This window comes from Microcoleus sp. Pol11C2 (genome assembly GCF_036701505.1).
Lineage (GTDB): Bacteria > Cyanobacteriota > Cyanobacteriia > Cyanobacteriales > Microcoleaceae > Microcoleus.
On record NZ_JAUBQX010000030.1, the window covers coordinates 1 to 11,545 of the forward strand.

Genomic DNA, 11,545 nt, shown 5'->3' on the forward strand with positions numbered 1-11,545 from the left:
TACGTCAATATACTTACACACAGAAAATTATTTAGGATTGTTTATAAATATAGAAAATCATTTAGGATTGCTATAGGCAGCAGCGAGCGCAGAGAGTTCATTATCCTGATGGTGCTTAGGAATCATCACCGTTTCATCATAGGCAGAGCCGATTAAGCACTCCGGTTGATTCACGACTTCCCTCAAGTTCTGCACCGTCTGCTGCGTCATATCCAACAAACCCTGGGCAGAATATTGCTTTACCTGCGCCAAGGCAGCGCTGTAACGTGCTAGTTCTGGCTCCCAAGTATCCAGTTCTACCCCACTGTAAAAGTTGGTATTAAAGTAAAAAAATATGTTGTAACCAGCGTTGAGAAAATCGCCAGTTTCCATGCCCCCAGTATAGCCATCTTTCAGCGTTGGTATCGCTGCCAAGAGAGCTTCTTGGCGATGCTGAATCCACCCCCCAAAACAACCCAGAATTATAGACTTGAATTCCCGCGCATTCAACCGATCCAGCAATGAGAGTGCCAATTGCCCAAAGGCATAGCCTGTTTCTACCTCTCCCAAAAAACCACACAATACCATCCCATGAATTGTATACCCCACGCTTGATGCGGGTGCATTCCCAAATTGGAGCGATAAACTCACCATAGTGGAGCTAAGCAGGGGCAGTAAACCCGGCATTCCAATAAAAATCGATCCCGGTAACATTCTTAAAATTTGCATGGCTGCTTGAGTCTGAGAATTGGTCATCAAAGGTAGGTCAACGAGTTCCTCAATCTGTCTGTCCTGAAGTTTGCCCGCAAGGGTTTGTAGCGCTTTACTAATCAAGGCTTCGTTAGGTTCAATCGGGAGTTCAACACCCAGTTGTAAGAGGGCATTTCTACCGACTGTGATCGCTTCTAACACCTTGCTCTGGGCTGTTTGAGCGGCAATTTGAATTTCGTAAGTTTTAATTTTGTCTAAAATGGTTTGGGCTTTTTGCAAAACCTGCGCTGCCATCTGTTCCATACCCTCAAAATCAGCATTTAAATAGGCAGTTTCGGCCGCAGCAACATAGAGATTCAGGGTCAACTCATACTGACTTTGCCAGCCGTTAGCCCTCAACAGAGCAATTCCCGTTTGTACATAGATATTTGCCGCAGTGTAGGCGGTAGAACTTTTGGCTTTACCTCCCGCTTCTAAGTTGAGTTGGGCTAAGGCTTCTCGTTCGCTCGGTTGGAAGATTAACTCAATTCCTTGATTTAAATGCCCCACAATATCAAAGAGTTTTTCTTCTCTTTCTATCTCCGAATAATTTTGTAGCAGTAACTGTCCAATTTTGAGATGAGTGGCTTGTTTTTGGTTGTCGGGAATCAATGAATAAGCCGCTTGCTGGATGCGATCGTGCCGCAAGCGATAAGTTGGAGTGGTAATAGACTCAATATGGGATCGAGCATCTGTTGGAATGAAGCATTTATAGCCTTCTGTAATGGGTAAAATGAGTCCTTCTTGCAAGGCTTTCCATAGTGCTGATGCTGTTTGTTCGGGTAATTCTTCGTTGACTATTGCCAATGTATCTAAATCAAATTGCGCCCCAATGCAAGCCGCCAACTTCAGAACATCTTGAGTTTTGGCAGGCAACTTCTGCAATTGCACCGCCATAAACTCAACCACATCCGAGGCGTGGGTAAGTCTAGCTTGAGCAATATCGCACTGCCAATGTCGTACATCCCAGTCAAAGATAATTTGGCCATCTTCATGCAATGCCTTGAGGAATTGAGTTGAGAAAAAGGGATTACCTTGGGTTTTTTGATAAACCAGTTCTGTCAAGGGTACGGCCAAGGATAAATTACAAATCAGCGTATCTGCTACCAACTGATTGAGATCTCTTTGGCTCAACAGTTGCAGGGTAATAGTATTCACCACTGCCCCCGACTTGATAATCTCATCCACCGTCAAAATAAACGGATGAGTAGGTGACACCTCATTATCCCGATAAGCACCCAACACCAACAAATGCCCCCTATCCTGCATTAACAGTTGTAGCAACTTCAGGGATGCCGAATCTGCCCACTGCAAATCATCCAAAAACATCACTAAGGGATGTGAGGCAGTAGTAAATACTTGCACAAACTTTTGCATCAGCAAATTAAAGCGATTTTTGGCGGCAGTCCCCGACAGTTCTAGTGCAGGACTTTGAACACCAATGATGCGTTCTAATTCAGGAATTACATCAATCAAGACTTGCCCACTCTCGCCTACTGCGGTGATAATTAGGGTTTTCCATCTGTGTAACTGAGCGTCACTTTCTGATAATAATTGTCCCATCAATTCCCGAAATGCTTGCACAAATGCACTGAAAGGAATATTGCGCCCAAATTGGTCGTATTTGCCTTTAATAAAATAGCCCCGCTGTCGGGCTATAGGCTTGTGGACTTCGTTCACGACTGCGGTTTTACCAATCCCAGAAAAGCCAGCTACCAACATCATTTCGGCGCAACCTGTACTGACTCGTTCAAATGCGGCTAATAGATGAGAAATTTCAGTTTCCCTACCGTATAACTTTTCGGGAATCAGGAAATGGTCTGTAATATCCTGCGTTTCCAAGTCAAATTCTGCTATGCTATCGGTTTCTTGTAATTGAACCAGACACATTTCTAAATCGTGCTTTATTCCCAAGGCAGTTTGATAGCGGTTTTCGGCGTTCTTGGCCATCAGTTTACTGACAAGAAGCGAGACAATTAGGGGAATTTTTGGCTCGATTTCCTCCGGGGAAACCGGCTGTCTGGCAATGTGGCAGTGAACCAACTCTAAAGCATCTTCTGTCTCAAAAGGCAGTTTTCCTGTGAGTAATTCATAAAAAGTAACGCCAAGGGAGTAAAAATCCGTTCGGTAATCGAGAGTACGATTCATCCTGCCAGTTTGTTCGGGCGAGATGTAAGCGAGGCTTCCTTCTAAAACGTTAGGGTTTTTCAGGCTCGGTGTTTCTCGCGTTAGCTGAGTCGCAATACCAAAGTCGATAATTTTTAATTGTTCCGTTTGGGGGTTGTAAACAATATTCGAGGGGTTAATATCTTTGTGGATGATGTTGGCGCTGTGAATTTGACCTAAAATTTCAGTTGTGGCGATCGCAATTTGCAAAAATTCCTCCAGAGTAAACTTTCGCTGCTGCATCCATATTTTCAAGGATTCGCCGCCAAAGTCCTCCACAAACATCACGAGGCTGTTTTGGTATTTTTGCAAGTCATAAACCTGCACGACTCCCGGCTCTTTTAGCTCTTGGGTGATGCGGTATTCGGTGCGGTAGCGCACCAATTCTTGAGGTGTGGGGTAGCTCTCTTTGAGGAGTTTGAGGATAATCGGCTGGTTATCTGCTTCCCGAATCGCCCGGTAAACCAGAGAGTTGACACTTTCGTAAAGCAGCGTCTGGACAGCAACGCCTGAAATAGAGAGCATATTGATTTTTTTGCTAAAAATTAAAGCTAACTCAAAAAGCACCAGTTTTCTGTATAGAATAGCGCGTTAGAAAGGAAAAAATTTTGTTTTTGTAACAAATGTTGAGTTTTTCCGGTAGCAGCCTGCAAATACTTTGTGGTAGCCCCGATTTAGATCGCCTAGTGTATAGGGTGCGTCAACAGTCGATCGCACTTTTGCTGTGATTTTCAGCCCACATTACGTTGATTGGGGTGTGACACAGCATAATTACGCAGAAAACTCTATTTTTAAAATAATAAATTATCGCTTTAAAACGTTTCTTCTCAGTCAATGTACGGTTTAAAGCTATAATTTATAGCTTTATTGGTGGATAAAAATAAGTAAAAACCGAGCGTGACAGTTGAGGGTGCAGAATGTGATTTTCTGGTAAAGCAACCGCCATGATCGTGACGAGGTTCTTAATCGCTAAGTCTACGCCACACTTGACCACACTGAGCAGCCAATACCTTAAAGTTATAATTGTCCGATACGTGCTCTGCCAGCTCAAAGCTAATGAAACTAGCCTTCTTTTCTATACAGGGTGCTGCAATGCTAGCGATCGCAGCCACTATTTTGAGTACAGCGGTGGTAGAAGGACAACCCATTGTTCCCGCACCCGATCGCACTGGCACTACTGTCACACCTGACAACGGCGATCGCTTCAATATCACAGGTGGCCAAACTTCTAGAGATGGAGCGAATCTTTTCCACAGTTTTCAACAGTTTGGGCTTAGCGAAGGGCAGATTGCTAATTTTATTTCTCCTCCCGCTATTCGCAACATCTTAGGACGGGTAGTAGGCGGCAATCCTTCTCTTATTAACGGTTTAATTCAAGTAAGTGGCGGCAATTCTAACCTATTTTTAATCAATCCTTCGGGCATTATCTTTGGCCCTAATGCTAGCTTGAATCTTCCGGCTGCTTTTACAGCTACTACTGCTACTAACATCGGTTTTGATTCCGGTTTGTTCAATGTTGCAGGAGCTAACGATTACAGTACCATGATAGGAACTCCGAACACTTTTTACTTTAATCTCAGCCAACCGGGAAGTATCATCAATGCAGGTAATTTAGCAGTCATGCCGGGGCAAAGTATAAGTTTAATTGGCGGCACAGTTGTCAACACAGGTTCGCTCAATGCTCCCCAAGGTAATATTGTTGTCGCTGCTGTTCCCGGTGAGAATGCTGTTCGGATTAGTCAAGAAGGGCATTTATTAAGTTTAGAAATAGGAGTTGTTGATGGGGGATTGTTGGCAGAAAATGGGGAATTATCTCTGCCTTTGTCTCTTCCGCAATTTCTGGCGGGCGCAGGTAGGAACTCTGCTACTGGTATCTCCGTTAACGGTGCAGGAGAAGTGGTTTTGACGGCGGGTTTGAGGGTGGAAAGCGGGGATGTGGCGATCGCTAGTTCTACTGTTAATAGTCAGAATGCTACACTCTCGGCAGCACGTAATCTCACTTTGGTAGAAAGCCAGCTACTTACTCAGAACAACTTGTATCTGTTGGCAGGAGATACGGTGCGGGTGAGGGATGGCAGTTATCCTTTCAGGGCGATCGCAGGTGGCAATCTTACTATACAAGGTAATCAAAATATTGATATCTTCGCGCTAAATTACCCTAACCCTGCATTCCAATCTGCAGGGGATATCACATTATTGAGCAATGGCAATGTTTCGGGTGATGCTCACTTTGCTGCGGGAGGTAATGTAAGTATTCTCACATTGTCTGGCAACGGTGGCAATTTTTTGAGTTTGTACGACCCGATTATTAGCTCCGAGGGAGATGTGAGATTTGGTGATTATACTGGAACCTCACTTAAGGTAGAAGCAAAAGGCGCGATCGCGGCGGGAGATATTAGTATCATTGGGCCAGATACTACTTTGTCAGATTCTGCCGATCCAGATGCGGCGGTGCTTTCAGGTAGTGCAGCTTTAATTCTGCGATCGGGCGTTTCGACTCTGGCGAATGCTGCCAATGTGCCGCCGAATACGACAGCAGGGGAGACATTTTTTGCTTCGCCCGGTGTTGCTTCGGGCAATAGCATTGGAGTGGGAGCGATTTCGACAGCAGGCGGACCTGTGATTTTGGAATCAGCAGGGGACATTGCGCTGGATGCGATCGCCACTTCTGGTGGCAATATTACCCTCAAAGCTGCTACCGACATCGCCGTTACAGGCACTCTCCAGTCTACTGGCGGCAGTATTGACCTCACGGCTGGCAATCTTCTCACAGTCAGCGGCACTTTTACAGATAGTAACGGTGTAAATGCGAGCATTTCCAGCGCTAATGGCACAAGTGGCGGCGCGATTACTATTCGCCACGCAGGGGACACTACTACACCTTTTATTGTCGGCGATGCGACAACGAATGGGACGACGGGAGCCATTACATCAGGTTCCGAGACAATTTCGCCACAGTTCGCGGTGCCTAGCACTTACACTCAGGGCAATATTGCGATCGTTAGTTCGGCGCCATCTCCAACGCCGGAACCAACACCATCTCCAACGCCGGAACCTACACCGGAACCAACGCCGGAACCTACACCGGAACCGACACCATCTCCTACACCATCACCTACGCCGGAACCGACACCGGAACCAACGCCGGAAGCAACACCATCTCCAACGCCGGAACCGACACCATCTCCTACACCATCACCTACGCCGGAACCGACACCATCTCCAACTGCACAAGCAACACCGGAACCGACACCATCTCCAACTGCACAAGCAACACCGGAACCGACACCATCTCCAACTGCACAAGCAACACCGGAACCGACACCATCTCCAACCCCACAGCCAACGGCATCCCCATCACCTGCGCCATCTTTAATACCAGAACCAACGCCATCACCCGCACCATCTTTAATACCAGAACCAACGCCATCACCCGCGCCATCTTTAATACCAGAACCAACGCCCTCACCTGCGCCAATTCCACAAGCAATACCGTCTCCGATATTGCTTGGGCCCTCCATTGCGCCTGAAATGCTAGCGCCGATGCCATTACCTACTCCGACACCAACTTTATCTCCGTCTCTTGATGCCACCTTCCCTTTACCGGATATTTCAATTACCAACGCGATCGCGCAATCAGCTAACAGCAACAGCAACAGCAACAGCAACAGCAACAGCAACGCGGCAGTTTCCGACTCAATATCCCCTCTAGAAATCAAAACCAACCAAGCCGGAATCATTCTAAATACGGTTAGCCCCAGCGATATCACAGGACTGATCGATAAAGGCGATATCCCTGAAGCCAGTTTGTTTATCGATATCTTCTATAGCGAACAAGTGGGGTCATACATTAACCAGCAAGTCAGGGGCGATTTGCAATCTTTTACGGCGATACAGCAAATAACTGGAGCGATCGCCAGCCAAACTGGTAAAAAATCAGCCATTATTTACACCTTATCCCGCCCTGAACAATTAGACCTGATCATCGTCCCCCCTACGGGTATCCCAATTCATAAAAGCATCCCCGCCGCCCGGCGCGAAACTTTGATGCAAGTCGTCGCTAGCTTCAGGTCGGAACTCCTTAATCCCAGAAACCTCAATACTCAGAGCTATTTGCCAGCATCCCAACAACTTTACCAGTGGATGATTGCCCCCTTAGAAGCTGATTTGAAAGCTCAGGGAATCGATACGCTAGTTTTTAGTATGGATGCGGGATTGCGAACGCTACCCTTAGCCGCCCTCCATGACGGTTCCCAATTTCTAGTAGAAAAGTACAGCATCGGACTCATTCCCAGTGTCAACTTGACCGATACTAACTATGAAAGCCTTAAAAATGCTGAAGTTTTAGCAATGGGAGCCTCGCAATTTACCAATAACCAACCCTTGCTAGCAGTGCCTGCAGAACTTAACGCTATTGCCTCCGAATGGAAAGGCCAATCTTTCCTTAATCAAACCTTTACTCTCAATAATCTGAGGTCGCAACGCACCGCCCAAGCCTATCGAATTATTCACCTCGCCACTCACGGAGAGTTTAAGTCAGGAGTACCGAGCAATTCTTACATTCAGTTATCAGACACCAGGCTAACACTCGATCGCGTGCGCGAACTAGGGTGGAATCAGCCGCCTAAAGTTGAGCTATTGGTGTTGAGCGCTTGTAAAACTGCTGTGGGTGATGAGGGCGTGGAATTAGGCTTTGCGGGGCTAGCTGTGCAAGCGGGGGTGAAGTCAGTTTTGGCGAGTCTTTGGTACGTCAGCGATGAAGGTACTTTAGGGTTAATGGCTGAATTTTACCATCACTTGAAGGTCGCGCCGATTAAAGCTGAAGCTTTGCGGCAGGCTCAAATTGCTATGATCAAAGGTCAAGTTCGCATTGAAAATGGTCGTTTAATTTTGTCAAACTTAAATAAGGAGTTAGAATTGCCGCCAGAATTAGCTAAACTGACTAATGTAAATCTCTCCCATCCTTATTATTGGGCGGGATTTACGATGATTGGGAGTCCTTGGTAATGTTATGATCTCATTTCCCAGTACATGAGAACTATGTAATTTGTGGTGCGGGCCGGAGAGCCCGCAATTCTCTAGGATAGTGCGCTTTCCGGCCTGCTTTACTTATAAACTTATAATGCCGATGCCACCGGATTTGATCTGACTCGCCATTAGATGCTAATGAGTGCATAAGTCCTATTTGAATGAGACATATAATACTTAAAGAATAAAGAGGGAGCATAATGACACAGCAAAAAATTGTTTCAAGTCTAGTCTTTATTGACTCAAATGTTGAAGATTACCAGAGTTTAATTAGCGACCTTTCTCCAAAGGGTAAAGTAATTATTCTAGATGAAACGCGGGATGGCATTGAGCAAATTACCGAAAGGCTAGCAATTGAAAAAAATATAGAAGCAATACATATTATCTCTCACGGCAGTCCAGGTGTCGTACAACTCGGTGCAAATACACTCAACAGCAGCAATATAGAAAGTTTCGGTCATCAACTCAAACAGTGGCGCAAAGCATTAACAAATGGTGCTGATATTCTCCTTTATGGCTGTAATATCGCCGCCGATGTATCGGTGAAAATTGACAGCCCCGACATCTCCCACATCCCCCACACTCACCACATCCGCCAGGGGTTAAAACCCCTGTCTCATAGCTTAAGTCGGTTGAAACCGACTGAAAACAATCAAGACAATTTATTTATTCAGTCCTCTTCAGAGAACTTTCGCTATCAGACGGGGGTTTTAGCCTTCGACGGGACTGGTGTTAAATCGACTGGTGTTAAGCCCACAAAACCTAACCACTTCCTCCAACGTCTGAGTGAATTAACTGGTGCTGACATCGCCGCCTCTGCCAACCCTACGGGCAATGCCAAACTAGGCGGAGATTGGGAACTGGAAGTACAAATCGGGTCCATCGAAGCAACACCGATTCAGGCTTTAGCCTACAGCCACACCCTAGCAGCCACCGCTAACCCAGACAGCAAAGCCATTACAGTCAACTCACCCCAAGTTAGCATCGACGTGCTCGCCAACGACACCGGGAGTCCCCGCGTCTCGGTGAATAGCATCACTACCGCCCCCACCAACGGCACCGCCATCATCAACGACTGGATATATGCGGGCGGCAATTTCACCACCATCGGGGGACAAGCCCGCAACAGAATCGCTCGGTTGAATAGCGATGGCACGGCAGATGCCACCTTCAACCCGAATGCGAATAGTACAGTCAGAGCGATCGCCCTAGACAGCAGCGGCAACCCCATAGTGGTCGGCGAGTTCATCAACATCGGCGGACAACCCCGCAGCGGAATCGCCAAATTAAACCCCACAACAGGTGCCGCTGATGCTACCTTCGACCCGAATGCGAATAGTACAGTCAGAGCGATCGCCCTAGACAGCAGCGGCAACCCCATAGTGGTCGGCGAGTTCATCAACATCGGCGGACAACCCCGCAGCGGAATCGCCAAATTAAACCCCACAACAGGTGCCGCTGATGCTACCTTCGACCCGAATGCGGATAGTACAGTCAGAGCGATCGCCCTAGACAGCAGTGGCAACCCCATAGTAGGCGGCGATTTCCACAACATCGGCGGACAACCCCGCATCGCAATCGCCAAATTAAACCCCACAACAGGTGCCGCCGATGCCACCTTCAACCCGAATGCGAATAGTGCAGTCAATGTGATCGCCCTAGACAGCAGCGGCAACCTTATAGTGGGCGGCGAGTTCATCAACATCGGCGGACAACCCCGCAGCGGAATCGCCAAATTAAACCCCACAACAGGTGCCGCCGATGCTACCTTCGACCCGAATGCGAGTTATACAGTCAGAGCGATCGCCATAGACAGCAACGGCAACCCCATAGTGGGCGGCGAGTTCATCAACATCGGCGGACAACCCCGCAGTGGAATCGCCAAATTAAACCCCACAACAGGTGCGGCAGATGCTACCTTCAACCCGAATGCGAATAATATAGTCACTGAGATTGCCATAGACAGCAGTGGCAACCCCATAGTGGCCGGCAATTTCAACAACATCGGCGGACAAACCCCCAACTATATCGCCAAATTAAACCCCACAACAGGTGCCGCCGATGCCACCTTCAACCCGAATGCGGATAGTACAGTCGAGGCGATCGCTATTGACAAAGGACGTAGCCTCTACTACACCCCCAACGCCGGATTCAACGGTGTAGACACCTTTCAATACACCGCCACCGACGGCATCGCTTCCACACCCACCACCGTCAGCGTCCTCGTCAACGACTCTCCCACCCTCGATAATTCTGGCATCCCCACTCTCAACGCCCAAAACCAAAACGACAGTGCCAGCACAGGTACACTCATTAGTACCATCATCGCCAACCTCGGCGGCACAAAAATCACCGATCCTAATGCCAGCGCCTTACAAGGTATTGCCATCACCAACCTCGACACGACTAACGGCAGTTGGCAATACACCACCGACGGCACCACCTGGAACACCTTCACCGCCTCTGTTACCTCTGCTAGACTGCTAGCATCCGACGCATCCACCCGCATCCGCTTCGTACCCACAGCTACCTATAGTGGAACCGTTACTAACGCGATCGCCTTCCAAGCGTGGGATCAAATTACTGGCACCAACGGCAGCACAGCAGACGTAACAGCAGACTTAGCTACCAACGGCACATCCAGCGTTTTCAGTAGCGCTACCGAAACCGCCGATATTGCAATTAACCCCGTCCCTAACATTACCAGCGTCAGCGCAGTGACAGCAGACGGAAATTACGGTATCGGTACATCGATTGACATCAGCGTTCAATTCTCTCAAACAGTCAACGTTACGGGTACGCCACAGCTTAGTTTAGCAGGTGTAACTCCCGTTGCGAATTACCTCTCAGGCAGCGGTAGCAACACTTTAACATTTCGGTATACAGTCGCAGCAGGCGATAGCAATCCTGACTTAGACTATGTTTCGACAACTGCTTTATCTTTAAGTAGCGGTACTATTAAGAATGCTGCCAATGGTGATGCTATTTTAATCTTGCCAACTCCGGGTGTAGTGAATTCTTTGGGTGCTTCCAAAGCAATAGCAATAGATGGAATTATCCCGACTGTCACCATCAATCCTATCGCTGATATTACGACAGCAGGCGCTACAACCCAGACTTTTACTGTTACTCTCAACGACAATACTGGAATAGATGTTAGCAGTTTAGATAGTTCTGACATTCTAGTAAGTTGGTCAGGCGGTACAATTCCTGCTACATTTGTCAGCGTCGATACTAACAGTAATGGTACACCTCGCCTCGCTACTTATTCACTGACTCCACCTGGGGGAAGTTGGGATGATACAGATAATGGCAGTTACGCTGTTAATTTGCAAGCATCGCAAGTAAAAGATACTTTTGGTAATCAAGTTGTAGGTAGCAATTTAGGCAGTTTTACTGTTAACATTCCCACGCCAATTCCTACTCCCACGCCGATTCCTACTCCCACGCCGATTCCTACTCCCACGCCGATTCCTACTCCCACGCCGATTCCTACTCCCACGCCAACACCGACTCCGACAACAACACCGACTCCGACAACAACACCAACTCCGACTTCGACAACAACTCCGACTTCGACAACAACTCCGACTTCGACAACAACTCCGACTTCGACAACAAC

General features: G+C 47.6%; 2 protein-coding genes and 1 pseudogene. 2 read left to right on the forward strand and 1 reads right to left on the reverse strand.

The genetic code is table 11. The annotated features are described in order from the left end of the window. Positions 1 to 72 precede the first annotated feature (72 nt). A pseudogene (locus QUA42_RS17465) lies at positions 73 to 3,420 on the reverse strand (ATP-binding protein); the annotation flags it as partial. Between the two features lie 567 nt (positions 3,421 to 3,987). On the opposite strand from QUA42_RS17465, the gene QUA42_RS17470 reads away from it, so the two are divergent. Together QUA42_RS17470 and QUA42_RS17475 are read left to right on the forward strand one after the other, a co-directional pair. Further along, on the forward strand, positions 3,988 to 7,902 hold the full coding sequence (locus tag QUA42_RS17470) for a CHAT domain-containing protein (protein ID WP_445301331.1): 3,915 nt from the start codon (positions 3,988 to 3,990) through the stop codon (positions 7,900 to 7,902). Between the two features lie 221 nt (positions 7,903 to 8,123). Next, positions 8,124 to 11,545: DUF4347 domain-containing protein (locus QUA42_RS17475; protein ID WP_333138607.1), on the forward strand; the 3,422-nt coding region annotated here is incomplete at its 3' end.

What these genes read in the sequence shown, in the direction of transcription:
- QUA42_RS17470 (WP_445301331.1), top strand. Translation starts at nt 3,988, where the DNA reads ATGCTAGCGATCGCAGCCACTATTTTGAGTACAGCGGTGGTAGAAGGA.